General features: G+C 35.0%; 21 protein-coding genes and 1 pseudogene. 9 read left to right on the top strand and 13 right to left on the bottom strand.

Features of this window, described 5'->3' with window-relative positions; genetic code table 11:
- Positions 1 to 478: 478 nt before the first annotated feature.
- The gene (gene alaS / locus K0R77_RS03235) at positions 479 to 3,082 is read right to left on the bottom strand and encodes an alanine--tRNA ligase (RefSeq protein WP_300347600.1); all 2,604 of its coding nucleotides are present in this window, start codon (positions 3,080 to 3,082) and stop codon (positions 479 to 481) included.
- A gap of 588 nt (positions 3,083 to 3,670) precedes the next feature.
- Here alaS and msrA point away from each other — a divergent pair.
- A pseudogene (gene msrA / locus K0R77_RS03230) lies at positions 3,671 to 4,186 on the top strand (peptide-methionine (S)-S-oxide reductase MsrA); the annotation flags it as partial.
- Between the two features lie 237 nt (positions 4,187 to 4,423).
- On the opposite strand, the gene K0R77_RS03225 reads toward msrA, so the two are convergent.
- The 3 genes from K0R77_RS03225 to K0R77_RS03215 all read right to left on the bottom strand — a co-directional run bounded on the left by K0R77_RS03225 (position 4,424) and on the right by K0R77_RS03215 (position 6,693).
- Entirely contained in the window at positions 4,424 to 4,861 is a 438-nt protein-coding gene (locus tag K0R77_RS03225; RefSeq protein WP_300347595.1) for a hypothetical protein, read from the bottom strand.
- A gap of 81 nt (positions 4,862 to 4,942) precedes the next feature.
- Positions 4,943 to 5,788, bottom strand: coding sequence for an ABC transporter permease subunit (locus K0R77_RS03220; RefSeq protein ID WP_300347590.1), 846 nt, complete (start codon positions 5,786 to 5,788; stop codon positions 4,943 to 4,945).
- A 2-nt stretch (positions 5,789 to 5,790) separates the two neighbouring features.
- A complete protein-coding gene (locus tag K0R77_RS03215) occupies positions 5,791 to 6,693 on the bottom strand; it encodes an ABC transporter ATP-binding protein (RefSeq protein ID WP_300347584.1) in 903 nt (300 codons plus the stop codon).
- 94 nt (positions 6,694 to 6,787) lie between these two features.
- Between K0R77_RS03215 and K0R77_RS03210 the strand changes: the two genes are divergently transcribed.
- From K0R77_RS03210 to K0R77_RS03195, 4 genes are all read left to right on the top strand, one after another.
- Entirely contained in the window at positions 6,788 to 8,161 is a 1,374-nt protein-coding gene (locus tag K0R77_RS03210; protein ID WP_300347578.1) for an AAA family ATPase, read from the top strand.
- Between the two features lie 438 nt (positions 8,162 to 8,599).
- Entirely contained in the window at positions 8,600 to 9,559 is a 960-nt protein-coding gene (locus K0R77_RS03205; protein ID WP_300347572.1) for a T9SS type A sorting domain-containing protein, read from the top strand.
- Between the two features lie 207 nt (positions 9,560 to 9,766).
- Positions 9,767 to 10,879: a peptide chain release factor 2 gene (gene prfB / locus K0R77_RS03200; RefSeq protein ID WP_300348351.1), complete on the top strand. Its 1,113-nt coding sequence runs from the start codon at positions 9,767 to 9,769 to the stop codon at positions 10,877 to 10,879.
- Positions 10,880 to 10,965: 86 nt separating this feature from the next.
- The gene (locus K0R77_RS03195) at positions 10,966 to 11,682 is read left to right on the top strand and encodes a VTT domain-containing protein (protein WP_300347565.1); all 717 of its coding nucleotides are present in this window, start codon (positions 10,966 to 10,968) and stop codon (positions 11,680 to 11,682) included.
- Between the two features lie 152 nt (positions 11,683 to 11,834).
- Here the strand turns inward: K0R77_RS03195 and K0R77_RS03190 are convergent, their stop codons facing one another.
- On the bottom strand, positions 11,835 to 12,695 hold the full coding sequence (locus tag K0R77_RS03190; RefSeq protein ID WP_300347562.1) for an alpha/beta hydrolase: 861 nt from the start codon (positions 12,693 to 12,695) through the stop codon (positions 11,835 to 11,837).
- A gap of 316 nt (positions 12,696 to 13,011) precedes the next feature.
- On the opposite strand from K0R77_RS03190, the gene K0R77_RS03185 reads away from it, so the two are divergent.
- Both K0R77_RS03185 and K0R77_RS03180 read left to right on the top strand, forming a co-directional pair.
- On the top strand, positions 13,012 to 13,893 hold the full coding sequence (locus K0R77_RS03185; RefSeq protein WP_300347556.1) for a DUF808 family protein: 882 nt from the start codon (positions 13,012 to 13,014) through the stop codon (positions 13,891 to 13,893).
- 134 nt (positions 13,894 to 14,027) lie between these two features.
- Entirely contained in the window at positions 14,028 to 14,945 is a 918-nt protein-coding gene (locus tag K0R77_RS03180) for an acyltransferase family protein (RefSeq protein ID WP_300347552.1), read from the top strand.
- A gap of 186 nt (positions 14,946 to 15,131) precedes the next feature.
- Here the strand turns inward: K0R77_RS03180 and K0R77_RS03175 are convergent, their stop codons facing one another.
- From K0R77_RS03175 to proS, 6 genes are all read right to left on the bottom strand, one after another.
- On the bottom strand, positions 15,132 to 15,482 hold the full coding sequence (locus K0R77_RS03175) for a prevent-host-death protein (protein ID WP_300347550.1): 351 nt from the start codon (positions 15,480 to 15,482) through the stop codon (positions 15,132 to 15,134).
- Between the two features lie 86 nt (positions 15,483 to 15,568).
- Complete coding sequence (gene dnaJ, locus K0R77_RS03170) at positions 15,569 to 16,687, bottom strand: molecular chaperone DnaJ (protein ID WP_300347545.1); 1,119 nt, start codon at positions 16,685 to 16,687, stop codon at positions 15,569 to 15,571.
- A gap of 70 nt (positions 16,688 to 16,757) precedes the next feature.
- On the bottom strand, positions 16,758 to 17,294 hold the full coding sequence (locus K0R77_RS03165) for a nucleotide exchange factor GrpE (protein WP_300347540.1): 537 nt from the start codon (positions 17,292 to 17,294) through the stop codon (positions 16,758 to 16,760).
- A gap of 231 nt (positions 17,295 to 17,525) precedes the next feature.
- A complete protein-coding gene (locus K0R77_RS03160; protein ID WP_300347536.1) occupies positions 17,526 to 18,848 on the bottom strand; it encodes an Nramp family divalent metal transporter in 1,323 nt (440 codons plus the stop codon).
- A gap of 121 nt (positions 18,849 to 18,969) precedes the next feature.
- Positions 18,970 to 20,304 carry an OmpA family protein gene (locus K0R77_RS03155; protein ID WP_300347533.1) on the bottom strand — a complete coding sequence of 445 codons (1,335 nt, stop codon included), beginning with the start codon at positions 20,302 to 20,304 and terminating at the stop codon, positions 18,970 to 18,972.
- Between the two features lie 126 nt (positions 20,305 to 20,430).
- Positions 20,431 to 21,906, bottom strand: a complete 1,476-nt coding sequence (proS, locus tag K0R77_RS03150) for a proline--tRNA ligase (RefSeq protein ID WP_300347530.1) — start codon at positions 21,904 to 21,906, stop codon at positions 20,431 to 20,433.
- A gap of 146 nt (positions 21,907 to 22,052) precedes the next feature.
- Here proS and K0R77_RS03145 point away from each other — a divergent pair, with 146 nt between their 5' ends.
- On the top strand, positions 22,053 to 23,117 hold the full coding sequence (locus tag K0R77_RS03145; protein ID WP_300347527.1) for a prolyl-tRNA synthetase: 1,065 nt from the start codon (positions 22,053 to 22,055) through the stop codon (positions 23,115 to 23,117).
- 55 nt (positions 23,118 to 23,172) lie between these two features.
- Positions 23,173 to 24,579 carry a hemin receptor gene (locus K0R77_RS03140; RefSeq protein WP_300347523.1) on the top strand — a complete coding sequence of 469 codons (1,407 nt, stop codon included), beginning with the start codon at positions 23,173 to 23,175 and terminating at the stop codon, positions 24,577 to 24,579.
- 180 nt (positions 24,580 to 24,759) lie between these two features.
- Here the strand turns inward: K0R77_RS03140 and K0R77_RS03135 are convergent, their stop codons facing one another.
- Both K0R77_RS03135 and K0R77_RS03130 read right to left on the bottom strand, forming a co-directional pair.
- Positions 24,760 to 25,479, bottom strand: a complete 720-nt coding sequence (locus tag K0R77_RS03135) for a ZIP family metal transporter (RefSeq protein ID WP_300347520.1) — start codon at positions 25,477 to 25,479, stop codon at positions 24,760 to 24,762.
- Positions 25,479 to 26,204 carry a class I SAM-dependent methyltransferase gene (locus K0R77_RS03130; protein WP_300347516.1) on the bottom strand — a complete coding sequence of 242 codons (726 nt, stop codon included), beginning with the start codon at positions 26,202 to 26,204 and terminating at the stop codon, positions 25,479 to 25,481. The genes K0R77_RS03135 and K0R77_RS03130 overlap by 1 nt, the downstream gene beginning before the upstream one ends.
- Between the last annotated feature and the right edge of the window lie 9 nt (positions 26,205 to 26,213).

Genomic DNA, 26,213 nt, shown 5'->3' with positions numbered 1-26,213 from the left:
AAAATCTACTCGAAGTGACGTCGGGTTTACACGATATCAAACGATACAAAGAGACCCGTCAGTTCGAGTGTTTTTCTTCACTCGGCGAAGAAAAAAGTATCGAGAACCCGTGAAGCATGGGCTGCCTGTGAATCAAGAACTTCTCGATACGGTTTTTGCAAAAACCTATTCGAAGTGACGTCTCGCCTATACTGATAACGACTTAACCTCGTGAGTCGTTCGTCAGTTCGAGTGTTTTTCGCAGCGTAGCGGAGAAAAATGTATCGAGAACCTGTGAATCGAAGCACAAATCTTTCTATAAAACAAAAACTTCTCGATACGGTTTTCTTCAAAAACCTACTCGAAGTGACGAACGACTGAGTTGTCGTTAAATACAAACAAACCCTTTCAAAACTGAAAGGGTTTGTTGTTTACAATAAATTCGGATCATTAAATCCTTATAGAAACCGCAAAGCGGTAATGTTTACTAGAAAATTAATTAAAGATTCAAAGCCTTCTGATACGCATTTTCCAAGCCATCAAGATTTTTTCCTCCTGCTGTTGCGAAGCCTGAATTTCCACCGCCACCGCCTTGGATTTCTTTTGCTAAATCTTTCACAATCGTTCCTGCCTGATAGTTTGAAGCCAAATCATCGGAAATTCCAACGGTAATCATTGGTTTTCCGTCGTAATCTGACAAAACAATCGTTACAGAAGTTGGGATTTCTTTCTTCAGTTGGAATACAATATCTTTTACCGAACCTGCATCCAGAGAGGTTTTCTTTACCAAAAGCTGTTTGTCGCCTTTGTGTTCATAAGCCGTTTTCCAGTCGCCGATTTCGCCTTTTGCTTTTTCTTTTTTCAGAGATTCAACTTCAGATTTTAATGCTGAATTTTCTTCGATCAATTTCTCGATTGATTTTACAATATCTTTAGATTTCAGCAATTGAGAAAGCTCAACAATCTGTTTTTCTAAATTCTTGAAATATTCTTCAGATTTATCTCCTGAAATCGCTTCAATTCTTCTGATTCCTGCCGCAGCAGAACTTTCAGAATTGATTTTAAAATGACCGATTTCGCTTGTATGTTTTACGTGAGTTCCACCACACAATTCTTTTGAACTTCCAAACTGGATCATTCTCACGCTGTCACCATATTTTTCACCAAACAATGCCATCGCACCTTTGTCAATTGCCTCCTGAATCGGGATGTTTCTGAATTCCTGCAAAGCGATATTTTCTTTGATTTTTGCATTGACTTTTTCTTCAATCAAAGCCAATTCTTCATCCGTCATTTTACTAAAATGCGAGAAGTCAAAACGCAGATAATCCGGACCAACAAATGAACCTTTCTGCTCAACGTGAGTTCCCAAAACTTCTCTCAAAGCTTCGTGCAACAAATGCGTTACAGAGTGATTTGCCTGAGAGTTTTTTCTTTCGGTTGCATTAACTTTAGCATAAAAAACAGCTCCTGCATCTTTCGGAAGTCCGTTGATTAAAGAAATAATCAATCCGTTTTCTTTTTTAGTTTCTAAAACTTCAAAGCTTTCAACCGCATTTTCCAGTACACCTTTGTCACCGATTTGTCCACCACCTTCAGGGTAGAAAGGGGAGTTGCTCAATACCACCTGATAAAATTCGCCGTCTTTATTTTCTACTTTTCTGTATCTTGTAATGTAAGTTTCCGCTTCGATTTGATCGTAACCTACAAAATTTTCAGGTTTTTCTTCCAAAACAACCCAGTCGTAGACTTTAGAAGCTGAGTCTTTTTTAGAACGTTGTTTTTGTTTCGCCATTTCAGCTTCAAAACCGGCTTCGTCAATCGTCAAACCTTTTTCTTCTGCAATAATTCTAGTCAAATCATCCGGGAAACCGTATGTATCATACAATTCAAAAACTTCAACACTTGGAAGAACTTTAGAACCTTCAGAAATGGTTTGCTGAATTAATTTATCTACTCTTAATAAACCTGTTTCTATTGTTTTTAAGAAAGATTCTTCTTCACTTTTAATGACTTCAGTGACTAATTTTCCTTGCTTCTCCAATTCAGGGAAGAATTTTCCCATTTGATTTTGAAGCACAGCCACCAATTCAAAAAGGAAAGGTTCTTTTCTGTCTAAAAATCGATAAGCATAAGAAATTCCTCTTCTTAAAATTCTTCTGATCACATAACCTGCACCTCCGTTGGAAGGCAGCTGTCCATCTGCAATGGCAAAAGAAACCGCTCTGATGTGATCTACTACAACGCGGATTGCGATATCTTTTTCGTCCGTTAAAATTCCTGTATATTTTTTACCTGAAAGTTCTTCAACTTTAGCAATCAACGGCGTGAAAACATCAGTGTCATAGTTGGATTCTTTCTGCTGTAAAGCCATACAAAGACGCTCAAATCCCATTCCTGTATCAATGTGTCTTGCAGGAAGATTTTCAAGAGAACCGTCAGCTTTTCTGTTGAACTGCATGAATACTAGATTCCAGATTTCAACAACCTGAGGATGATCGTTGTTCACCAGCTCCAAACCGGAAATTTTAGCTTTTTCCTCTGGAGTTCTCAAGTCTACATGAATCTCTGAACAAGGTCCACAAGGTCCGCTTGCTCCCATTTCCCAAAAATTATCTTTTTTATTTCCGTTGATGATTCTGTCTTCTGAAACGAATTGTTTCCAAAGATCATAAGCTTCAGTATCTCTTTCCAGATTTTCTTTTGCGTCGCCTTCAAAAATGGTTACGTACAAATTTTCTTTTGGGATTCCGTATACTTCCGTCAACAATTCCCAAGCCCAAGAAATCGCTTCTTTTTTAAAATAATCACCGAAAGACCAGTTTCCCAACATTTCAAACATCGTGTGGTGATAGGTATCACGACCCACATCATCCAAATCGTTATGCTTTCCGGAAACTCTCAGACACTTTTGTGTATCGGCAATTCTCGGGGCAGTCGGAGTTTTATATCCTAAGAAAAAATCTTTGAACTGTGTCATTCCCGAGTTGGAAAACATCAGCGTTGGATCATCTTTCAACACGATCGGTGCTGAAGGAACGATAAGGTGGTTTTTACTTTTAAAATAGTCTAAAAACTGTTGGCGTATTTCCTGTGAAGTCATTTTTTATAGCTTTTAATATCAAAAAAATTGATAAGGATGCAAATTTAATATTTTTAAGTGATTGTAAGATACTGTTGTTGGGAATTTATAGATGTTCTGATTATTTTTACTACAATTAAGATAGGTTATAATGCAAATCTTAAATGTCATTAGTTAGTTTAAATCAAATCCCAATATGATTTTTGAAATTTTCAAAGTCGTCTTTGTCATTCCGCAGGAATCTCACCAGTGAAATTCGAACGTTTAGATTCCTCCGGAATGACAAACTATGGAAAAATATGACCAAAAATTTTCATTTAAACTCTAAATTAAAACCGTTCAGATTCGTTTTTCCGTATATATGATTAATCGAAATTGTTAAATGAAAATTCTTAAAACCAAATTTAATTTTAGCGTGAAATTTGCATCTAACTAAAGTGTTCTAAAAATTATATCAACAAAATGATTAAGTACAACAAACAAAAAATGAAAAACATATTCATATTACTCGGGATGTTTCTTGGAATCGCTGTGTTTGCAGCGAGTTGTGGAGATTCAAAAAAAATGAAAACAGGAGAAATTAACAAAGAAAAAGAAAATGAGACCGTTATGGATGGAGCCAATGTAAAAGAAGTTTACTTCGCAGGTGGATGTTTTTGGGGAACCGAACATCTTTTTCAACAAGTGAGAGGAGTTGTAAAAACTGAAGTGGGATATGCCAACGGAAAAACTAAAAATCCTACTTATGAAGAAGTGATCAGTCATACGACGGGATTTACAGAAACCGTAAAAGTGAAATATGATGCCGATCAAGTGGATCTGAAATTACTGATTGATCTTTATTTTAAATCAATCGATCCTACTACTTTGAACAGACAAGGAAATGATGTAGGAGACAATTACCGAAGCGGAATTTATTTTACAGATAAAAGTACCGAAGCCATTGTAAAAGCTGAGGTTGAAAAATTAGCCAAAAATTATTCTAAACCAGTTGTTGTAGAAGTTGAGACTTTAAAAAATTTCTACAAAGCAGAAGATTATCATCAGGATTATCTGAACGCAAATCCGGGTGGATATTGTCACATTGAACCGGGACTTTTTGAAGAAGCCAGAAACGCAAATCCGCTTCCAAAAGCGAAAAAATAAAGTTGAAAAGTTGTCGAAAGGCAACTTTTTTAGTTTAAAAACCTTTCTTTGATGCTGAACATTGAGATGTTTAGGAAAATTAAAAATCCGAGTATTAAATAAAAGGTTTGTTTAGGAAGTTGACTCATTTGAAATTTGAATTTTGTGTAGCCTGTGTAATAGTCACTTTCTGTATAGTTATAAAAAACAGTATCGTCACCAAAAACATTTTGTATTTTATTTGGATCTTTGTAAAAATGAACGGCAAAGATGTCCCGTTTTGTTGAGATATAAACCATAGGTCTCTTGTTTAGCTATAGCCATATCATTTAAAATAGATGCAAAATCTCCATAAGTATTGTTGTTATCTAAAATAAATTCAATTCCTGATTCTTTTTTGTTTCTTTTTTGAAGTTCTTTCAGTTTTGAAACATAATATTTAGAATTTTTTTTTGCGGAATTTGGCTGAACAGTAATTTTTTGATAATTCCAATTTCTCAATGGTTCAAAAGAGTATTTATAATTTTCATCATTTAATTTCGCTGGAATACCTATATCAATAACCCCTACATTGATTTCTTCATATTTTTGATTCCCGAAATACCAAAACAAAACAGGAATCAATAATGCACTTATCAATCCCGGAACATAGTATATTTTCTTTCCTGAAATCATTGGTTTAAATTTAAATAAAAAAAGTGACTCAATAATGAATCACTTTCGTATTTGAATAATTTATGTCTGATAAATATACAATTACCAATCTCTTTTCTTTAAAATCCAGTAAGAACCAACGATGAAGATGGCGCACCAAACCAGACATGCAATCAGACTTTCTGTTGGGTAGGTAAATTCGTATTTTAAGCCCATTGCTTTTGCCATATTCAGTCTAAGCATTGGGTTTGGGATTAAACTTGACATACTTTCCAATGGAAAAAGTCTGCTAAAGAAAAAATCGTTTTGAAGAACTTCATTTCTTTGAGCTCCCTGCATTCCTGTTAATTTAGAGTAAGCTTCAATTCCTCCAATGACAGCCTCGCCAACCCAAATAACGAAAAATGCAAGGAATACGAATACCGATTTTCTTAAAAGAATTGATAAAAACATAAGGAAACAGAAAAAAGAAAATAGTTTCACGAAATAATTTCCAATGAAAAATATTTCTTTAAAAACCATTTCAGAATCTGTTACCGTTGAATAACTTTTCCCTAAAAACAAAGTAATTCCAAAAACAATTAATGTAGAAACTATTGTGAAAATTGTAATGGTAATCAGTTTCGAGCCAATGAATTCTTCTCTGCTCAGTCCGTCAATTGTATTTTGCTTAAACATTCGGTTGCTGAATTCCTGCGAGATTGAAAATACAATAATTAGTCCTAAGAAAATCTTGAGCAATGCGACCGTCCATGTCGTAAAATTCCAGATTCCTGGGAAATCATACATTCCTTGTTCTTTTAGGTTGATTGGATTTCCAAAAAGCTTAAGGTCAGCTAATCCGATAAAAAGCAGAGCAATCAAAATGGCAAAATACAGGATCGTAAAAACCTTAAATGGTCTGTAATTCAGGTTTTTGTAATATTCGAGTTTTAATAATTTCATCATGATTAATTGTTGTTTTTTACAAGTTCAAGGAATTGAGTTTCAAGCGATTGTTTTTTCTTAGCCAGATGAGATAAGAAAATACCTTTTTCTGCAAGTTTCTGATTTAAGCCTGATGCGGAAATCGAAGCATCGTCACGAACCTGAGCTTTAACGATTTCACCATCAATTTTTACTGAGGTAAACCACTGAAGTTCTTCCAGAGCACTCAAAAGTGAAGTATTGTTATCAGCTTTCAGTTCAAAATACCCATCGTTGCTGGTCATTCCGTCAACGGCCCCGGAATAGATGGCATTTCCGTCTTTCAAAACAATTACGTGGCTACAGATTTTTTCAATCTCATCCAGAAGGTGACTTGCAATAATGATCGTTATTCCCTGTTTAGCGATCGTTCCAATGATTTCTCTGATCTGGATAATTCCTTCAGGATCTAAACCGTTCGTTGGTTCGTCTAAAATTAAAACTTCAGGATTATTCAGCAAAGACGATGCAATCGCCAAACGCTGTTTCATTCCTAAAGAAAATGTTTTAAAAGTATCTTTTTTTCTTTCTAAAAGCCCGACCGTATTTAAAACTTCATCAATTCTTGAATAAGGTGTTCCTTTAATCTCAGCAACAATTTTAAGATTTGTTTCTGCACTTAAATAAGGATAAAAATTGGGCTGTTCGATGATGGCACCAATTTTTTTCAGCGTTTCAGAATCTGTTCCCTTTTTTCCAAACCAGAACCAATCGCCGCTTGTAGGATTGATGGTTGAAAGAAGCATCCCGAATGTAGTAGATTTTCCGCTTCCGTTGGGACCGAGAAGTCCGTAAACGTTGCCTCTTTCCACATCAAAGGAAATATTGTTGACAACAACTCTCTTGAATTTTTTAGTCAGATTTTTGACCGATAAAACTTTTTCCATGTAGTTTGTTTATACTCTAAAAAGTCTCTCTTTTTCGTGAAATGTTACAAATTGGGTATAAATAAAAACAATTTTTAATATTAAAATATTAAATTTGATAGAACTAACAGATGATTTTATGAAGTTAACCGAACTTGCAAAAGAGCTCAATATATCACCGGAAAGCATTAAATTTTTTATTCAGGATTTTGATCTTGACTTAGCAGACTGCATCTCAACCAATTTTGAGGTGAAAAAAGATTTTGAAAAATTTGCCCGAGAAAATGCAGATTTTCTTAAAGATTATGAAAAAGATTTAGATAAAAATAAAACCCTCGACCACATTGCCAAAACCATCAATCAGCCAAAAGAAAAGATAGAAAAGGCAATCAAAGAAACAGATCCCAATATTTTTGATAACGGATTTTTCCGCTCATCGATTTCCAGTTATGGAATTGACCAAAAATTAGGAGGGAATTATCAATTCGTTTATGATTATTTCGGATATAAAACCAGTCTTCAGAAACGTGATTTTATAGGCTACAGAGATTTGTTTTTCTATATTTCTACGGTTCTGGAACCTTTTTTAAATGAAAAGCAGATCAAAGACTGGGGAATTCACAAACCTGCCGGAATTATTCTTTACGGACCTCCCGGAAGCGGTAAAATTTTCTGGGCAAATAAAATTGCTGAGATCATCAATTATCATTTCAAAGAAGTGAAAAAGCATTATCTGGGAACTTCTTACGTAGACGGAAACAAAACCGATTTTAATGATTTCTTAGTCAATACGATGAATGCCGACAAAATTTTGCTTTTTATGGATGATTTTGATCAAATTATGACGGAGCGAAAAGCAGAGAAAGACATTCCCTCATGTAACCTGGAAGCTCAGGAAATTATTCTTCATTACATCAGTAAATTTGAAAAAGAAGATCTTCTGATGATCGGATCTGCCAATTCTGTTTCGGAGATTGATAAAGAAATTATGGCACCCGGAAGATTTGATGTTTTGGTTCCGGTATTCCCTCCAAATGCTTCGGAAAGGTCTGAAATCATTTTATACATGATGACAAAAGGTCTTGAAGAAGACTCGCTTTTGTACAAGATTCTGAAAAATAATAAAGCCGACAAAATCCCATTCTGGAATAATATTGCTTCAAAAATGAAAGTTTTCAGCAATACAATGCTCATTGATTTTACCCAAAGTCTGAAAAAACGCATAAAAAATCTCTACCAAAAAACCAGAAACGAAAAATTGGTAATCGACCAAAAAATTCTGAGTGCTGCCTTACGTGACGCTGCAAGTAAGCTTACAGAAGAATATCTGGAGCAGATCGCAATGTTTTTGGCAGATGTTATTATCAATAATCCCGAAGATTTTCAGACAAGAATTAATGCTTTAAAAACTGAACTTGAAACGTACCGTATTGTGGAAGAGCCGAGAAGAGCAATTGGTTTTCAGCATAATGATGGTGATGAAGAATAAGTTTGAAACTTTTATTTAAGTCAAGTATAAAAATAGGATGATTTTTTATTGCTGACAAACCTTTAATTTTCAGTGTAATATTTCTGTTTTTATTTAAAAAAGATGTTTTTATTTAGTATTTAAGAGATTTTCTTTTTATTAATCAGTTTTATAAATGATTTTGTTTTATTAGTGATAATATGTTTTTATGATTCGATAAATTCTGTCGTATAATGTCTTTGAGTTCTTCAAATGATGTTAAATAGTTAATTTAAAGATAAGTAAGTATTTATTGAGTATCTGTTTTTTATTGCAGAGTATTTATAGAGTAGTGGTTTTAATGATACCTCTTCTATATTTGTTCATGCTTTTTCTTGTACCGTGCGATTTGAAATATGCTGATCTTCAAAATTTCAAACTGTAAAAACATAAAAACTAATTAAATATTATACAAAACCTATGAAAAGAAAACTCTTCTCTCTTGGCATTATCTTTACTTTTGCTCAGGTAAATGCCCAAACTTATCAAAAATTATCACTTTCAGGATTCAATGCAGATGTCATCGCAAACGGAGTAGGATTGGCAACAACTTCTACAACTGCAAGTTTAGACAAGGATACAGATAATTTTGCGTATATGTCAAAAGATTTTAAAGTGAATTCATCGACTACAGCTCTTACTTATGGATTGCCCGAAAATGGACTTATCACTTCTGCAGTAGCAACAACAAGCGGATTATCCTATCAGTTGGCTTCTTATTCTGCTAATAATTCTTTAAGACTTCCCAATGCCAACGACACGGGAACTCTTACTTTGGCAACTCCGTATACCGCAAACAATGTATATGTACTCGCTGTGAGCGGAAGCGGTCCGTCGATCGGCGATATTACAGTTAATTTTCAGGATGGGACCTCGCAGGTTTTTTCAAGTACAACTTTTCAGGATTGGTATGGTGGAAGCAGCTTTGCAATACAGGGAATCGGTAGAATTAACAGAGCATCAAATGCTTTGGATGCGGGAGGAGGAATAAACCCAAGAATTTATCAGATTCCTTTAGCTATCAATGCTACGAACCAATCTAAACCCATCATATCTGTCACATTCAAAAAAACGTCTACCGAAGTAACGGTGATGAATATTTTTGCAATCTCTGTACAAACAACTCAGCTTTCAGTTTCTGATACAAAATTGGGTAAAGAAAAAACAGTTTATCCTAATCCATTTTCAAGCGAACTGAATTTTGAAAATATTTCAGATATCGTTTCCATAGATGTCTTAGATGTATCAGGAAAGATCATTAAACAGAATTTACAACCAGAACCAAAAATGGATTTTTCATTTTTAAATAAAGGAATTTACATCATTGTTTTAAAAAATAAAAACGGAACATCTTTATCTCAAAAAATTGTAAAAAAATAAATTTTTAATCAAAAGACGCCTTAAAAACTACTCAAACCGTTTACTTGTAAGCGGTTTTTATTGTAACACTAATGAAATTTAAAGTGATTTAATTCAGAAAACGATTTCGCATTATGACTAAAAAAATAAGATGAAATTGTTTAAACCTAAATTTCGGGAATTATAAACTCTCAATTTTAAATCTTATTTTTGCAAAAAAAAATATTCGTGATCAACAACGACCAGATAAAAGAAATTCAATCAAGAATTGAAGACCTTCATAAATATCTTCAAATCGATAAAAAGAAGATAGAAATCTCCAATGATGATGAAAAAACCGCAGCTCCGGAATTTTGGGATAATCCTAAAACAGCTGAGGTTTTTTTGAAACAGCTCCGTTCAAAGAAAAAATGGGTGGAAGATTATGAAGAGATCAATACTCAGTTTGAAGATCTGCAGGTTTTGATGGAATTTGCAAAAGAAGATCCCGATTCTGAAAAAGAACTCGACGAAAGCTTTCCGCTTTTGATGGAGAAAATTGAAAACCTGGAATTTAAAAATATGCTTTCCAACGAAGGTGATGAGCTGTCAGCAGTTCTGCAGATTACAGCCGGAGCAGGAGGAACAGAAAGTTGTGACTGGGCTGCAATGTTGATGAGAATGTACACAATGTGGGCAGAAAAACAAGGCTACAAAATCAAAGAGCTCAACTTCCAGGAAGGCGAAGTTGCCGGAGTGAAAACCGTGACTCTGGAAATCGACGGCGAATACGCTTTCGGTTATCTGAAAGGAGAAAACGGCGTTCACAGACTGGTAAGAATTTCACCTTTTGATTCTAATGCAAAACGTCACACGAGTTTTGTTTCAGTGTATGTCTATCCGTTGGTAGATGATACAATTGAGATCAACATCAATCCTGCCGATATTTCATTTGAAACGATGCGAAGTTCCGGAGCGGGTGGACAAAATGTGAACAAGGTAGAAACTGCGGTTCGTCTTCGTCATGCACCAACAGGAATTATCATCGAAAACTCAGAATCGCGTTCTCAGCTTCAGAATAAGGAAAAAGCAATGCAGCTTTTGAAATCCAGACTATACGAAATGGAATTGGAAGAAAGATTAAAAGCCCGTAACGAAATCGAAGCCGGCAAAATGAAAATCGAGTGGGGAAGCCAGATCAGAAATTACGTAATGCATCCTTACAAATTGATAAAAGACGTTCGCTCCGGTCATGAAACTTCAGACGTAGATGCGGTAATGAACGGAAATCTTACCCCTTTCCTCAAAGCCTTTCTGATGGCAGACGGAACGGCGGTTTCAGATGATGATCTCGACCTTTAAATATCATGCTTACATTTCTGTTAAAATATGCTAATATATTTTCAGCATAATTTTATTAAGCTTATTTTTGTTCATCATCATTACTTATGGAAGATTTCAATAGCTGGAGAGATTTATTAAACCCTGAATTTTATATAAAAATGGGTGGGTTTTGGCTTATTTTGTTTATCATTTTTGCCGAGACAGGTTTATTTGTAGGGTTTTTCCTGCCGGGAGATTCACTGTTGTTTGTTTCGGGGATTTATGCGGTAGAAATCATCAAAGAAACTTTCGGATCTACAGGAAGTGATTTCTTAGATACCACAATTCTGGCTTCTGCAGTGGCTGTTGCGGCAATTATCGGTAATCAGGTAGGGTACTGGTTTGGAAACAAAACAGGACCAGCTTTATATAACAAAAAAGATACGTTCTTATTTAAAAAGAAATATCTTTATCAGGCACACGATTTCTTTGAAAAAAACGGAGCTTTAGCTATCATCATGGCGAGATTTTTACCTGTGGTGAGAACTTTTACACCCATCATCGCCGGGATTGTAAAGATGGATAAAAAAGATTTCCTCAGAGACAATATCATCGGTGGTGTTTTGTGGTCTTTCCTTTTGATTTTTGCAGGACATTATCTGAATGAGCTGTTTGCAATACAATTCGGGATCGATCTGAAGAAAAAATTAGAATACATTATCATCGTTATTGTATTGATTACAACGCTTCCGGTGATTCTTAAATTTATGTTGGGAGCACCAAAAGAAAATCCGAAACTGGAGGATGAAACTTTGGAAGACCTAATCGATAAAGAGAAATAATTACTTTAAAAAAATAAAAAGAATATTTGTCATTCCGGAGGAATCTAAACGTTTGAATTTCTCCTCCGGAATGACAAACATTTTTTAGAAATATTAAAATTAATTTTAAACAGACTTTAAAATAAAAAAAAATAACCTGCTCAAAAAGCAGGTTATTTTTTTATCCATTCAAGAATATTAGGATAAATAATGCTGTCTCTTTTCTTTTTACTGAAAAATCTCGGAGCGTGACCCGTGTTTTCCATAAAAACCAATTTGTGAGGAACGTTCCTTGCTGTTAATGCAGAATCTAATGCCAATCCCTGTTTCTGATTCACTAAGAAATCCTGGTTCCCCTGAAACAAAAGTGTCGGAACATTTGTAATATTGGCAATCGGGCTTGCTTTCTGAAATTCCGCGGAAAGATTTTTCCTCTCAAATTTGCTTCCGACCATTTTCTGAACCGTTCCTGAAGTATATTTTGAATAAAATGAATTTAAATATTCCTTTGAATAAAAATCTGTCGGTCCGCTGAGAGATATTATTTTTTTAATTTTATTAGAATTTTGATACCCGTAAAGCAAAGCCAAATGTCCACCTGCACTTTCGCCTAAGAGAATATAATTATTAGGAAAAAGTTCGGCTTTTTCTGCCAAAGCATTGAACTTTTCAACAACCGAATTGATGTCTTCAAGCTGTTCTTTATAAGTGAAATGCTTTGAAACCAAACGGTAATTCATATTAATACTCGGAATATGATGATCAAAAAGCATTTTCTGGATTTTAATCATGTGTTCTTTTCTACCATATTTCCAGGCTCCGCCGTGAACGATTAAAACGACAGGCGAATCCTGAGTGTAACCTGCAGGAAGAAAGACATCCATTTTCTGGCGTTTGTGTTCACCATATTTTAAATTGTAAATTTTCTGACTGTCTTTCCCCACCCAAACGCGAAATTTAGAATTACAAGAATTTAATACTAAGCCTATCAATCCTAAAACAAAGAAATGGTAATTGAGAATCAGCTTTTTCATAGAGTAAAAGTAAGAAAATATAATTTTTTTTGAGGGAATTGTTTTGTTTAGATCTGTTGAAATAAATCATTACCTCAAAATTTATATAATGTTTGTCATGCTGGAAGCATTTAAAATAGTAAGCTTAGATTCTTGCGGAATGACAAACTTTTCATAAGTTTCTGTCTGGTTTTATTCTTTATAAATGAATTTTAAATAATATTTTTAATCAATATCTTTTTAATGAAAAATCCTCAACTAAAAACAATTCCCAATCCCAATTAAAACATTATTTTTGTCTGGATTTTAACCACTATTAAAAAAATATTAAAATACTATGGCTTCTGGATTTTTTGCAATTTTAGATGATATTGCGGCTTTGATGGATGATGTTGCGGTTACGAGTAAAATTGCAACTCAAAAAACTGCCGGAATTTTGGGGGATGATTTGGCGGTGAACGCAGAAAAAGCAACAGGCTTCATGTCTTCGCGGGAAATTCCTGTGCTTTGGGCAATTACAAAAGGCTCATTTATCAATAAACTGATTATTCTTCCTGTTGTATTCTTGCTCAACTGGCTGTATCAACCTGCAATCAATTATGTTCTGATATTGGGAGGCTTTTATCTTGCTTTTGAAGGAGTAGAAAAAATCATTGAATTTTTATTTCACCGAAAGAAAGAAGGTCATGAAGTAATAGAAGAAAGCGAAAAAGAAGAAAGCGCCGAAGATTCTGAAAAGTCAAAAATAAAATCTGCAATAACCACTGATTTTATTTTGTCTATTGAAATCGTAATCATCGCTTTGGGAACGGTTTTAGAAGAAAGTCATCCGTTTATTACCCAAATTCTTGTGACAAGTCTAGTGGCATTCATTGCGACAGTAGGTGTATATGGAATTGTTGCCCTTATTGTGAGAATGGATGATGCAGGGTTTAAATTAATTAAAAAAAGCAAAGGAAAAGGTTTTTTTGCTAAACTTGGCCAGTTTCTGGTTGATGCTTTGCCTTGGATTATTAAAGCTTTGGGCGTGATCGGTACTATCGCATTGATTATGGTTGCCGGTGAAATTTTTGCCCACAGAATAGATTATCTTCACCATTTTTTACCAACCTGGCCTGCAATACTGAAACAGGTGGTATTTGGTTTAGCTGGTGGTTTAGTCGGGGTTGCGCTATTTACGGTAGGAAAGAAAGGGTATTCTTTAGTGACCAAGAAATAGTTTCTGATGATAAAGTATAAATATCCTGTTTTGATTCAATCGAGGCAGGATTTATTTTTTAATGAAATTTCATTTACTTTTGTGTTTTAAAAACATCAGGAAATTCAGTATAAATATTTTAGTGACCTTCATCTATGGGTAGAAATTTAACAATTGATATTTTAAAAATTGTACTGGCATTTTTTGTCGTGTTTCTGCACATGAATTTTCTCAAAGAAACTTATCCCGTTTTAAGTTATGTCTTGGTGAATGGACTTTTTAGAATAGCTGTTCCAGTTTTTTTAGTCATTACAGGATTTTATTTTTTTCATATTGATCATTCTAAAAAGCTTAAAAAATGGCTTTTCAGAACGTTTCTTTTGTACACAATCTGGATGATGATTTACATTTCGTATTGGAAGGATAATGAACAGGTCTTACTGACCCTTATTTTTGGTTATCATCATTTATGGTATCTGATCGGAACCTGTTTTTCGGGAGCTATTCTTTTTCTGTTGCGAAAACAGAATTCCTCTTTATTGTTTTTTCTGGCAGTATTTTTATTTTTGATTGGTTATGGCGTACAAATCTTAGGAAATCTTCATTATTTTGAAAAAGAAAAGGATTCGGTTTTGAATATGTATCTTCTCTATCGAAATTTTCTTTTTGTGTGTTTTCCTTTTTTGACCATTGGTTTTTTAATTAACAGACATCAGACAGATTTGTCAAAATATAAAAATTCTTATCTATTGTTGATCCTGTCAGTTTTTTGTGTGATGTCAGAAGCATTTTTCAATTATTATTCGGTAAGTGCAGAAAGTACAGATATCTTATTTTCGTTGCTATTTGCCTGTCCTTTAGTGTTTTTATATTTTAAAAATGTTTACATTAAAACCAACACCAAAATTTTAGCAAACCTTTCAACAGCGATTTATGTTGTACATCCGCTGATCATGAAATCAAGTTTTTACACACAAATTCAATCTTATCAAGTTTTGATTTTCTTGTTGTTATTGATTCCGATAAGCTTTGCTTTGGTTTTTCTCAACAATAAATCAAAGTATCTGCTTTAAATTTAATCCGTACATCTCTGGTCTGAATCAAACTTAAAGCAGATACTTTAATTTACATATTTTAAACTTCTCAGATGAATTTTTTCACCTGAGGTTTTTTTTGTGATAAAATAAATACCGTTTATTATCTATTTAAACTGATTGACGCTCTATTTCAGTAATTGCTTATAGAAATACAGAAATTTTTTAATTTAAATTATAATTCATAATCACAAGTCTCAAAATAAAATGAACAAAGTCTTGTTGTGCATCATTTCTGCTAATGAGCTTGTTTTTGTATTCGTAAGTACTGAAAACTTTGATTAAGGTTTTATAAGTATTGTAATCTTCATCCTTAATTCTGAGTTTTACGTGTCCGTCTTTTCTTTTGATAAGTTGGTCATCTAAAGTTCTGACCTTAAATAACACATCGCATGATTTTGGCACCAAACCATAATATCTTTCCACAATATTTACTTTGAAAGCATCAAAGGTAATTGTATTAAAAACAAGATTACCATTAGAATCTGGTGTGCGAAGCTGAAGTTGATAGTTCATATTGAGTTTCTACCTTTAAATATATAAAATTAAAATATTAGATTAAAGTGAAAAAAAGAGACTTATGCAAAGCCTCTTTTTTGTATTTAGTTGAATAAATCCTTCACTTTATCAAAAAAAGTTTTTTCCTTTCCGGATGGTTCTGCAACCATATCGCCGCTTGACATTTGTTTTTCAAAGAAATCTTTTTGTTCCTTATTGAGCGTTTGAGGGGTCCATACATTGATGTGTATAAACATATCACCTTTTCCATAGCTGTCGATGCTTGGTAAGCCCTTTCCTGCCAATCTCAATATCTTTCCTGATTGAGTTCCTGCATCAACGGTAATTTTTACTTTTCCGCCAACGGTCGGGATTTCTTTTTTTGTTCCCAAAGCTGCTTCAGCAAAAGAAACGTACAGCTCCTGATGAAGATTATCACCTTCTCTTTTGATGGTTTTATCTACTTCTTCCTCTACAATCACAAGTAAGTCTCCCGGAACGCCGCCAAATGGTGCATCGTTTCCTTTTCCTCTTACATTCAGCTGAATGCCGTCTCTTGCACCTGCGGGAATGTTGATGGTAATTTCCTCTTCATCTTTTATTAACCCCTGTGCATTGGCTCCTGCGGGAATTTTATCGGCAACTTTCCCGATTCCCTGACAAGTTCCGCAAGTAGTCTGAGTCTGCATCTGTCCGAACATCGTGTTCATCACCTTCATCTGAACTCCGGCTCCGTTACACGTAGGGCATGTTTTTGAAGTGGCACCTTCTGCCATCTTCATTTTTTTTACTTTAAGAGTTTTTTGGGTTCCGTTTACCATCTCTTCAAGATTCAGCTTGATTCTGATTCTTAAATTAGAACCTTTCACCTGTTGACGACCACCGCCGCCGCCGAATCCTCCGAAACCACCGCCACCGAAGATGTCACCAAACTGACTGAAGATGTCTTCCATATTCATTCCGCCTCCAAAACCACCGCCTCCGAAACCTCCAGCTCCGCCAACTCCCGCATGACCATATTGGTCATAACGGGCTTTTTTATTGTCGTCACTTAATACTTCATAAGCTTCTGCGGCTTCTTTAAATTTATCTTCAGCTTCTTTATCTCCCGGATTTTTATCAGGGTGATATTTGATCGCCATTTTTCGGTATGCTTTCTTTATTTCGTCGGCACTCGCAGATTTGCTGACCTCAAGAACCTCGTAATAATCTCTCTTTGACATATTTTTATAAGTAATGAGTAATGGGTAATAAGTAAACAAATATTGATTGCTTATTACCCATTACTGATAATTAATTTCCTGTTACCACTTTTGCAAAACGGATTACTTTGTCACCTAAAGTATATCCTGTTTCTATCACATCTACAATTTTACCTTTCAAATCTTCAGAAGGCGAAGGAATTTGAGTAATTGCCTCGTGGAAGTCTACGTTAAAGCTGTCTCCGGCTTTTACTTCCATTACTTTTAAACCTTTCTCAGTCAATTTGCTTTTGAATTTTTGATAAATTAATTCAACGCCTTGAAGATCGGTAGGGTTTCCGTTTTTAGCAATTTCTTTTAAAGCTCTTTCAAAATCATCCAAAACGCCTAACATAGAAACCATCATTTCCTGGTTGGCATAAGTGAAGAATTCCATCTTCTCTTTTGAAGTCCTTTTTTTATAATTTTCAAACTCTGCGTACAATCTGATGTAACGGTCTTTTTCTTCTGCCAAAAGTTCTTCGGCAGTAGGCGTTTCTGTCACATTTTCCTGTGTCGTTTCTTCAGTTTGAGTGATGTTTTCTTCCTGATTATTGATATTTTCTTCGTTGATATCCTGATTTTCCATGTTTCAATAACTTTTTATACTCCATGTTTGTCAAAGATTTTGCCAAAGAAAGAATCAGGACATTTAGGCAGATATTGTATTTGGTCTAATGTTGAAAAAATGACTGAAACCATAGCCCCGATTGCAGTGAAAATCCTTTTTTGAAAAAAAAGATTGCAACGGAAAGCGGGAAAAAGCTCTAAAAATTAGATGATTTAATACTAAATTGACGATTCGCAATCATTTCAAAAATTATTCTCCGAAAAACGTCTGATATAAAAGATATAAGTTTAGAATAATTATAATTGCTGTTATAATCCAGACACAGATTTTCAAGAATGATTTGTTAACAAATTCACCCATTTTTGCCTTGTCACTAGTAAACATGACTAACGGAACAACCGCAAAACTTAGCTGCATTGATAAAATAACCTGGCTTAAAACCAAAAGGTCTGTCGTTCCCTTTTCACCATAGATAATCGTTACAATGAGGGCAGGAATTACGGCAATTAATCTTGTGATGAGTCTTCGCAACCATGGTTTTAATCTGATATTTAAAAAGCCTTCCATTACGATTTGTCCGGCGAGAGTTCCTGTCAAGGTAGAGTTTTGTCCGGAAGCTAAAAGTGCAATTGCAAAAGCAATACTTGCCATTGATGCGCCTAAAATTGGTGTCAACATTTTGTAAGCGTCGTGGATATCTGCAATGTGTTTATTTCCGGTTGTGTGAAAAGTTGCAGCCGCCAAAATTAAAATTGCAGCATTGATGAAAAAAGCTAACAATAGGGAAACTGTACTGTCTAAAGTTGCAAATTTTATCGCTTCTTTTTTTCCTTCTCTGTCGCGTGTATAATCTCGTGTCTGAACAATACTGCTATGAAGATATAAATTGTGTGGCATGACTGTGGCACCTAAAATTCCGATGCCAATGTAAAGCATTGCGGGATTTGTGATGATTTCTTTTTGAGGAATTAATCCACCCAAAATAGCATTGATTTCAGGTTTAGAGATGATGATTTCATAGCCGAAACAAATCAAAATGATAAACATCAAACCTGCGACTATACTTTCTATCCATCGGAAACCCTTTGCCTGAAGCAATAAAATAATCAAGACATCAATTGTAGTAATCACAATTCCCCACGTCAGAGGAATTCCAAAAAGTAAGTTTAAAGCGATTGCAGAACCGATGACTTCCGCCAGATCACAGGCGGCAATAGCAATTTCACAAAACACCCAAAGAATAAAATTGGTAGTCGGTTTGAAATGATCTCTACAAGCCTGAGCAAGATCTCGTTCTGCAACTACACCCAATTTCACTGATAAATGCTGCAAAACCATTGCAAAAATATTGGAAATCAAAACTACAGAAAGTAAAGTGTACCCAAATTGCGAACCACCGGCAATATCTGTTGCCCAGTTTCCGGGATCCATATAGCCAACTGCCACCATTAAACCGGGACCGGCAAATGCAAGATATTTGCGCCAGAAACCTGAACCTTTAGGTATAGAGATTGAGGAGAATACCTCTGGTAATGAATTAGATATTTTATCTTTTCGCCAGGCGTTTTTCATACTGAAGTTTCATATTGTTAGAAATGACTAACAAATTTAATTAAATAAATGAAATGGAGAAGGTATTCACATAAAAAATCCCGAAAATATTTCTTCGGGATTTAATTTGATATGTAAAAGATTATTTCGTAAATCTTACTGCCATTTTTCTGTCGACAGCTCTTTCTTCATCTGTTGCAGCTGCATCAACTGTTGCAAACTGACTACCGTAGCCATCAGCTCCTGTAACTTGCGCACCAACACCTTGTTTAGATAACCAATCTTTGATGTAAGTTGCTCTTTCACCGGAAAGTTTTACATTGTTAGCTTCGTTACCGACTTTATCAGTATATCCGCCAATTTTAATTTTAGCTTCAGGATATGCTTTCAAAATAGCAACTAAATTTTCTAACTGACCTTGAGAACCTGCTTCTAATTCTGTTGAGCTTCCCATTTTGAAGTTAACGTGATCAAAATTATACCAGTTATCTTTTAAAGCTGCATCATCAGCTGCGCTTACATAAGATCCGCTTTTAAGGAAAGTAATCATGTTGTCCTCCATTCCTCCTTTATAACCTTTCAATGCTGTACCGTTCAGATCAATATTTTCATCAACTTTAGTGGTTGTCATTGTGGTTGCAGTGTCATTTTGCATTGAAGAACTATCTGTTGTCGTATTTAAAGAATCACCTGCAACAGTTGTCGTAGTTGTAGTTTCCTTTTTCTCACACTGTTTCCATAAGAAATATCCTGCAGCAATCAATAATAGTAAAGGTAAGAGCCATTTCCATATTGATCCTCCTTCAGAAGTTGTAGGTCTTTCCGGGAAAGTTCCGCCATCAGCAACGCTTTTAGTTACCTCGATTTTTGGCTCCTCATTTGAAACTGCAGTTGGTGTCGGAGTAGGCGTAGAAATTGGAGAGGTCTTGATAGCATCGTTATCATTATCAAACTTATATCCTTTTGCCCAGTCTCCAACATTTAAAGATGCTAAAGAAAGTCCTGCAGGCAACAATGATGAAACTATACCTTTCTGATCATTCAATAAACTTGAAATTCCTGATTGATCAAGATTATTATCTGCTGCGTATTTTCCTACCGCACCAACAGTTGCTCCTGTAACTAGGTTAAGTAATGAAGATGAAGAATTATTACTTATTCCCGCATAGGTTGCAATGGAATTAGCTAAACCACCAAGTTTATCACCGAAAATAGAAGATAATAAACTCTGTACCCAAGTGTTATTAGAGGTAAGATCAAGCAAATTTCCCAAAATTCCCTGAGAAGGAGCATTTGAAATTGCATCTAAGACAACCGGATTATCTGAATTGTTCGCCAAACCTCCCACAACTGCGGGTAATAAACCTCCGATAGCTTTTGAAATACCGGATTCACTTTCGCCCAATTGCGATGCAGCTTGTGTTACTAATGCAGAACCAAGCTGTCCTTTAATAAGATCAATAATGTTTAATGACATAATAAATTATTTGAGATTAATGTGATATAAATTTAATCAAAAATCTATCCAAATGTTAATTTCAAAAAAAAAATCTTTAAAAATTTCATCAATTTTTAAAGATTTCCTAATTTTATTAAGCTTGTTTTAATATGCTTTTGCAAATAAAACTCGTCTGGCTGATGGTTTTCCTGAAATTAGGGAAACACCTTCTTCAATATCATCATCTAAAGGAATACAACGGATTGTAGCTTTAGTTTCATCTTTTATCTGTGCTTCTTCTTCATCTGTTCCGTCCCAATGTGCATAGATGAAACCTCCTTTTTCTTCCAAAACTTTCTTAAACTCTTCATATGTGTCAACTTTTGTAATGTTGTCTTTTCTGAAATCAAGAGCTTTAGTGTACATATCTTGTTGGATGGTTTTCAGTAGATCTTCAATGTAAGAATCTAAACCTTCCAATGGACGTGTTTCTTTCGTAAGGGTATCTCTTCTTGCGATTTCGACAGATTTATTTTCTAAATCTCTTTGACCCATCGCAATTCTCAAAGGCACACCTTTCAATTCGTATTCTGCAAATTTCCAGCCCGGTTTGTTTTGGGTATCGTCATCAAATTTTACAGAAATTCCTTTTAATTTTAATTTATTCTGAATTTCTAAAGCAACCTCGCTGATTTGATTTAATTGATCCTCACCTTTAAAAATAGGGACAATCACCACCTGAATCGGAGCTAAAGTCGGAGGTAAAACCAATCCGAAATCATCAGAGTGCGTCATGATCAAGGCACCCATCAAACGGGTTGATGTTCCCCAAGAGGTTGCCCAAGCGTGCTCTATTTTTCCTTCTTTATTGGTGAATTTTACATCAAATGCTTTTGCGAAATTTTGACCTAAAAAGTGAGAAGTTCCGGCTTGAAGTGCTTTTCCGTCCTGCATCAATGCTTCGATACAATAGGTGTCATCTGCACCTGCAAATCTCTCAGACGGAGTTTTTACACCCATAATTACAGGCATTGCCATGAATTTTTCTGCAAAATCTGCATAAACATTATTCATTTTTTCTGCTTCTTCCAAAGCTTCATCTCTTGTAGCGTGAGCAGTGTGACCTTCCTGCCACAAAAACTCGGAAGTTCTTAAAAATAAACGAGTTCTCATTTCCCAACGGACAACATTTGCCCATTGATTAATCAAAATCGGAAGATCTCTGTAAGACTGAATCCAGCCTTTATAAGTATTCCAGATGATTGCTTCTGAAGTAGGACGTACAATAAGCTCTTCTTCCAATTTTGCTTCAGGATCAACCATCAGTTTTCCTGGATTATCAGGGTCGTTTTTTAAACGGTAATGAGTTACAATTGCACATTCTTTGGCAAAACCTTCAGCATTCTTTTCTTCAGCTTCAAATAAACTCTTGGGAACAAATAGCGGGAAATACGCATTAACGTGACCTGTTTCTTTGAATCTCTTGTCCATTTCGTCACGCATTTTCTCCCAGATCGCATATCCGTAAGGTTTGATAACCATAGATCCTCGTACTCCGGAGTTTTCAGCTAAATCTGCTTTTACAACCAATTCATTATACCATTTGCTGTAATCTTCGCTTCTTGAGGTTAATTTTGCCATTAATTTTATTTTAATATTTTAACTTTTCTATATTATTGTAATCTAAAAATAAAAATCTATTTTTGATAGATATTTGTAACCAATAAATTGGTATATTTTTGGTACAGATTGCAAATATAATTTAAATTAAAAATTTTTACATTATCATGAAAAGAAATATACATAAAAATTTACTTGGGATGCTAAAATCTAAAGGGGTTTTAGCTGTTGCAAGTGGTTTACTATTAATGTCTTGCGGTGCTCAGGTAGGAGGTTATAGTGAAACAGACGGAGTATATTATGATCCAAATAAAGATACACTTCCGGAAGGGGTGATTATCAATGGTGATCAGGGAAACAGGGTAGGAGACTATTATGACTATTATCCTGAATCCAGCATTGTGGAAAACGCTCAAATCAACTCATCAGAATATGATAACAGATTTGACACTTGGAGTAATGGCAACAATGGCAATGCTACGGACTCTGACTGGGGTAATTTTGCAGGAAATGAGACCAACATCTACGACAACTCTTGGGGTTGGGGAATGGGATGGGGTTCACCTTGGGGATGGTATGGCGGTTATAGCCCTTACTGGGGATCTGGCTGGGGCATGGGAATGTCATTCGGCTGGGGAAGTTCTTGGGGATGGGGCGGATATAACCCGTATTGGGGTATGGGATGGAATTCTCCTTATTGGGGAATGTACAATCCTTACTGGGGATACGGCGGTTATGGAGGCTGGTATGGCGGTGCAGGATATTGGGGAGGTAACTATTACAGACCAATTTACAGAAGAAGCGGTGCAAACGGCAGAGGGTTTACCAACAATACGGTAGGCATTAATAAATATAACGGAAACAGTTCTGGTTTCAGAAACGGTAACAATGGTTCTGGTATGAGAAATGGTCAAGGTCAGGGCGGTTTTAGAAATAATAACGGCGGTTTCAGACAGGGTACAACGAATGGTGGTTATAGACAAGGAACTATGAACGGTGGTTTCAGAAATCAGTCTGGAACAAGAAATCCTAATTATCAACCAAGACCCAACTACAATACAAGACCAAATTATAACCAACAACAGTCACAACCTAGACCAAGTGATAACGGTGGTTTCAGATCAGGAGGTTTCAACTCTGGCAGCGGCGGCGGATTTAGATCTGGCGGTTCTTCAGGCGGAGGAATGAGATCAGGCGGCGGAGGCGGCGGTTTCAGATCTGGTGGTAGATAATTTTTAAAACTCAATAACTATTAATAAAATAATGTTAAAAAAATCTTTAGTCATAATGAGTATTTCTGCAGCATTTTTTGTGCAGGCTCAGGATATTTCAGTAATCAGAAACTCTGTTGATGTATATTCAAATAGTCCGATGGTAGGTTCTTCGAAATTTAATGCGATGGTGGGTTCAAATGGAGCTCTGGGTGGTGATGGTACTTCGTTGCTGACTAACCCTGCAGGTATCGGAGTTGCCATTGCGGGAGATATCTCAGGAACGTTATCACTTACTAATAATAAAAATACGTCTTCTTTAGCAGGTTCTTCAATCAACTATAACATCAATAAATTCAATGTTGGAAATGTAAATGGTGTAGCCACTTTTCAGTTGATGACAGAAACACCGTGGAAGTTTATTAATATCGCTGCTAATATTTCAACAACATCTTTAGAAGATTATGTAGAGTCTCCCGGAAATTCTAATATTTCTATCGCTAAAAATCTTGTTGATTCAGGCGGAAATAATGTTGTAGGAAATATGTCTTATTTAGGTCACGCCTACAACAGATATGGTACACAAACTAAATTCAATGTCGGTGTAGGTGCAAATTACAATAATACTTGGTATTTTGGAGCTAGTTTGAATATGCATGGTGTTGATATGGAACAGTATGACAGTGCGGTTTTCGGATTAGATTTGGATAATTCTGTTACTACCTTTGATAAGCAATACACTCCGTATTCTGAGAAGTCAAGTGGTTTCTCAGGAAGTTTAGGGGGCATTGGTAAAATGAGCAATCAGCTGAGATTGGGTGTTTCAATTGAAACACCGACTTGGTGGACGATCGATAGAGCCTACAGAGATTATTATGATGGCGGAGACGGAATTTATTATGATAATTTTGTTGAGGACAGAACTTTCAGATCTCCAATGAAAGCGACTGTGAGTGGTGCATTTGTTCCAAACAAAAATTTTGCGATCAATGTTGACTATACTTTAGGTTTAACGAAACCAAGATATAAAGTACAAGGAGCAGCAGAAACCGAATTGAATTCTTTCTTTAGCGACAACTACAAAAACTTATCAGAAATTAAAGTGGGTGCAGAATACAGAATCAAAGCTTTGAGATTGAGAGGAGGTTATTCTTATGCTTCAAGTCCGTTTGATACAACTACAATCAGTGCTTTTTCTAATACAGGAACTGTTGGAAACAATAGCTACAGCAACTTTATTTTAGGAGACAGAAGTACAATTGGCGCAGGTATCGGATATGATTTCGGACCATTCTACATTGATGCTGCTTATCAAAACGTTACTTCAGATTACAAAAATCCGTTTTTGGCTGGATATGAGTTTGATAATTACAATACAGGATATTACTCGGGAGATTTTGACGTAACAACTCCAAATTCAGTAGTTTCGGATGTGAAAAATGTGAGAAACAATTTCTTTCTTACTTTAGGCTGGAAATTCTAATTAGAAATTTTACTTAAACATATAAAAGGCTTCGAAGATAATTCGAAGCCTTTCTTTCTTGTTCTTGTTTTATTGAATTAACAGATTGCGTTAGATTAATACTTTATAAAATCTGCTTGATGAGCCTAATCTGCGAGAGTTTAAAAATTTAAACTAATCATTTAATTTAAATTGAAGTCATTAATGATGATGACCATGATCATGCGAGTGAAACAAATGCATTACTAAAGCCAAAGAAACTCCCAAAATCACCAAACCAATTTTTGACCAGTTAATATTGTGGTTTTTATTACTTTCAAAAATGATTACTGATGAAATATGTAAAAATATTCCCCCGACAACAGCTAAGAAATAAGGCTGTAAATCAGGATTAAAATAATTTCCCAACAGCATTCCCATTGGTGAAGCTAAAGCAAATAACGCAACGATCAACAATGAAGGATATGAAGCTTTTGAACCTGATCTGTTAAATAAAAAGGCTCCTAAAATGAACGAGATCGGAAGATTATGAAACAAAATTCCCAAAAGATAAGGTGATAACGGATTGGTTTCATTTGCCAAAGGAATTCCCTCAATAAAAGCATGAATGAAAAGTCCGACCATTAATGCAACAGGCAAAATATTGCTGCTTTCATTATGATGATGAAAATGCCCATGCTCAAAACCTTTAGTCAATGCTTCGAGAATCATCTGAAGTAAAACCCCGCCAATCACGAAAATTCCTAAATTCTCGCTTACTTCTGAAGAATAGACCTGTGGAAAAACTTCGTTTAAACAGATTGTAATCAGAAAACCTGCACTTAAAACCAGAAGATTTTTTGCAAACTGCTCCTTTTTACCAAAGAATTTCCCGAGAAAAACTCCCGCAATTACACTTAAAATCAGTAAAATAAAAATCATTATTTCTTCTTAAATAAATTGATACAACGAGGCGAAATTTCTTTCTGAAAATCATTCAGCTGATAATCTCCCCAAATTTTTATCCTTTCAAAACCACATTCTTCTGCGTAGTTTTTTATCGTATCCAAAGTGTGAAGTTTTACTTTTTCAAAAAAGTGATAAGATTTGCCTTCATCTTCAAAACGAATATCTTTAATGATATGTCTTCCTTCGATTTTTTTAGAAACATTAAAATCAATACCTTCTCTGTGAACGGTCGTTTCCGGAATAATGACGCTTCTTACATATTCTTCGTTCAGATAATCCAGAACAAAATATCCGTCAGGTTTTAAAGCATTGTAAACAGACTGGAAAACATTTTTATCATCAGCTTCATTGTCAAAATATCCGAAACTTGTAAAAAGATTAAAAACTGAATCCACAGGTTCAGAATCGATAGGATTTCGCATATCATGAACTTTAAATTGTAGACTTTCGTTTTCAAATTGTTTATCGAAGTCGATACTTTGATGAGAAAGGTCCAAACCAAGAACGTTGTAGCCCAATTTATTTAAAAAAACCGAGTGTCTTCCTTTTCCGCAGGCAAGGTCAATAATCTTTGAAGATTTGGGAAGCTCAAGTTCCTCTGTCAGTTTTGTAATAAAATTTTCTGCCTCCGTATAATCTCTGTTATTGTAAAGCAAATGATAATAAGGCGTATCAAACCAAGATTCAAACCATTCCATAATGCAAAA

The organism is Chryseobacterium sp. (assembly GCF_029240215.1).
GTDB lineage: Bacteria > Bacteroidota > Bacteroidia > Flavobacteriales > Weeksellaceae > Chryseobacterium.
Note: the sequence above shows the minus strand (reverse complement) of the source record. Positions and strands in the feature narration are given on the sequence as shown.

What these genes read in the sequence shown, in the direction of transcription:
- K0R77_RS03135 (WP_300347520.1), bottom strand. Translation starts at nt 25,479, where the DNA reads ATGATTTTTATTTTACTGATTTTAAGTGTAATTGCGGGAGTTTTTCTC.
- K0R77_RS03195 (WP_300347565.1), top strand. Translation starts at nt 10,966, where the DNA reads ATGGAAGATTTCAATAGCTGGAGAGATTTATTAAACCCTGAATTTTAT.
- K0R77_RS03190 (WP_300347562.1), bottom strand. Translation starts at nt 12,695, where the DNA reads ATGAAAAAGCTGATTCTCAATTACCATTTCTTTGTTTTAGGATTGATA.
- K0R77_RS03205 (WP_300347572.1), top strand. Translation starts at nt 8,600, where the DNA reads ATGAAAAGAAAACTCTTCTCTCTTGGCATTATCTTTACTTTTGCTCAG.
- K0R77_RS03145 (WP_300347527.1), top strand. Translation starts at nt 22,053, where the DNA reads ATGAAAAGAAATATACATAAAAATTTACTTGGGATGCTAAAATCTAAA.
- K0R77_RS03140 (WP_300347523.1), top strand. Translation starts at nt 23,173, where the DNA reads ATGAGTATTTCTGCAGCATTTTTTGTGCAGGCTCAGGATATTTCAGTA.
- K0R77_RS03165 (WP_300347540.1), bottom strand. Translation starts at nt 17,294, where the DNA reads ATGGAAAATCAGGATATCAACGAAGAAAATATCAATAATCAGGAAGAA.
- K0R77_RS03215 (WP_300347584.1), bottom strand. Translation starts at nt 6,693, where the DNA reads ATGGAAAAAGTTTTATCGGTCAAAAATCTGACTAAAAAATTCAAGAGA.
- alaS (WP_300347600.1), bottom strand. Translation starts at nt 3,082, where the DNA reads ATGACTTCACAGGAAATACGCCAACAGTTTTTAGACTATTTTAAAAGT.
- K0R77_RS03160 (WP_300347536.1), bottom strand. Translation starts at nt 18,848, where the DNA reads ATGAAAAACGCCTGGCGAAAAGATAAAATATCTAATTCATTACCAGAG.
- K0R77_RS03185 (WP_300347556.1), top strand. Translation starts at nt 13,012, where the DNA reads ATGGCTTCTGGATTTTTTGCAATTTTAGATGATATTGCGGCTTTGATG.
- K0R77_RS03155 (WP_300347533.1), bottom strand. Translation starts at nt 20,304, where the DNA reads ATGTCATTAAACATTATTGATCTTATTAAAGGACAGCTTGGTTCTGCA.
- K0R77_RS03220 (WP_300347590.1), bottom strand. Translation starts at nt 5,788, where the DNA reads ATGATGAAATTATTAAAACTCGAATATTACAAAAACCTGAATTACAGA.
- K0R77_RS03175 (WP_300347550.1), bottom strand. Translation starts at nt 15,482, where the DNA reads ATGAACTATCAACTTCAGCTTCGCACACCAGATTCTAATGGTAATCTT.
- K0R77_RS03130 (WP_300347516.1), bottom strand. Translation starts at nt 26,204, where the DNA reads ATGGAATGGTTTGAATCTTGGTTTGATACGCCTTATTATCATTTGCTT.
- K0R77_RS03180 (WP_300347552.1), top strand. Translation starts at nt 14,028, where the DNA reads ATGGGTAGAAATTTAACAATTGATATTTTAAAAATTGTACTGGCATTT.
- dnaJ (WP_300347545.1), bottom strand. Translation starts at nt 16,687, where the DNA reads ATGTCAAAGAGAGATTATTACGAGGTTCTTGAGGTCAGCAAATCTGCG.
- proS (WP_300347530.1), bottom strand. Translation starts at nt 21,906, where the DNA reads ATGGCAAAATTAACCTCAAGAAGCGAAGATTACAGCAAATGGTATAAT.
- K0R77_RS03225 (WP_300347595.1), bottom strand. Translation starts at nt 4,861, where the DNA reads ATGATTTCAGGAAAGAAAATATACTATGTTCCGGGATTGATAAGTGCA.